Raw genomic sequence first — 1,739 nt, forward strand, 5'->3', positions numbered from 1 at the left:
CCCCCGAGTTCGACACCAACCGCTGTAAGTGCTTGATTCGCATAGGCTGCCCTCGCGAATTGCCACTACAGGAGGTTCAACTGGGTATCGCCGGGTGGTTTCTTGAGCCTCAATGCGGCCAGCAGCGTGGCCTGTTCGTCGTTGATGGTGGACACGCCGCTGATGGGCGCGCTGTCGTTGATGCAGACGGTCTGGCGCTGAATGCGCCGCAGCCGCGCCAGGGCGGTTTCCGGCGAGGCGGCATGCCCGGCGGCCTTGAGCCGCTGGCGCATGAGCCGGTACAGGATCAGCGCCATGAAGCAGAGGCTGGCGTGCGCCCGGATGCGCTCGGGCAGCCGGTGGTAGACCGGCGCGATCTCGATCTCGCTCTTGAGCACCCGGAAGCCCCGCTCGATGTCGGCCAGCGCCTTGTAGCGCTGCACCACCTCGGCAGGCTTCAAGTCGGCCACGTTGGTCACCAGCAGCAACTTGCCGTCCATCAATTCGGCGCGCGCGAGCGCCTGCGCGTCGATCTCGTAGCGGAACAGCTCGGACTTCAGGTCGACCCTGATGATGCGCGCGAGATGCGCGTCGGCCACCTCGTGGAAGAAGCGCGCCTTGGCACCCGAGTCCGACAGCGCCCGGCCACGGCTGCGCTGGCCATCGTCCTGCGCTGTGAGCTTGTCGGCGAGTGCCTGCGCCCGCGCGAGCAGCTCGGCGATGCGCGCCGTGCGCTTGGCCGACTGCTCGGCCGCCCGCTCGGGCTGGTGCGCCACCACCAGACGGCGCCCCAGCCAGCGGGCCTCGTCCACCGTCTCGTCCGCCGTGGCAGGCTGCCCCGCATCGCGCAGCACCTGCGCTTGCCGAGCCTGCGCGGTCACCTTGGCCTGGAAGTCCTGCAGCACCGACTCGAACTCGCCGTAGCGCCGCCCCGGCACCGCCAGGATGTACTCCAGCGTGCGCGGTCCATCGGGTCCGGCCGGCAGCTCCAGCGCTTCCAGCGCGTCGAGGTTGTCCAGCGACAGCAGCCCCCGGTCCGCCACCAGCACCAGACGGCGGATGTGCGGGAACCGCCCCAGCAGCCGCTCCAGCACCGGCAGCAGCGTCTGCGCCTCGCTGGCATTGCCGTCGAACACCTCGTGGTGGATCGGCAGGCCGTCGGCCGTCTGCACCACGCCCAGCAGGAACTGTCGCGCGATCACGCCTTCCTTGCTCATGCCGTGCTGGCGCACATCGTCAGGCTGTTCGCTCAGGCCGGCCGCACGGATGGTGGTCAGGTCGTATAACACCACCGACAGCGTCTCGTCGATGAGCGGACGCAACAGGTGCGCCACGCAGGCATCGACCTCACCCTGGTGGTCCATCAGCGCATCCATGGCGCGCAGCAGATGCTGATGGTTGAATCTGGAAGCGTCCACCCCGGGCAAGCTCACCGTCTGTGCCCAGCGCAGTACCCCGAGCTTGGAGTCGGCATCACACAGCCGGTTGAACACCATCATGCGGATGGCCTGTTCGATGGGGGTGGTGTAGCGGGCGCGCCGGAACACGCCGGCCAGCGCGTCGAAGCCGATCTCGCGCCAGAGCTGGTCGAGCGCCCACACGTCACCCAGGGCCAGGGCGGAGTCGAAGCGCACCTCGGGGGCCGAGGTATCGCGCCCGGCCAGGCCGCGCACCTTCAGCAGCGACTGCAGCAGCCGGTCGACCTGGCCGCCGTTCTCGTCGACGCGGCCGAGCGTCATGACGTTGCGCTGGCGGGGTTG

Annotated in this window: 1 protein-coding gene; it reads right to left on the bottom strand. The window is 69.1% G+C overall.

Translation table 11 applies throughout. From position 1 onward, the window contains the following. Positions 1 to 65 precede the first annotated feature (65 nt). A partial coding sequence (locus tag U5O44_RS11055; protein ID WP_322588532.1) for an IS1634 family transposase occupies positions 66 to 1,739 on the bottom strand: 1,674 nt, incomplete at its 5' end.

The sequence above is a fragment of the Sphaerotilus sp. genome, from assembly GCF_034519685.1.
GTDB lineage: Bacteria > Pseudomonadota > Gammaproteobacteria > Burkholderiales > Burkholderiaceae_C > Sphaerotilus.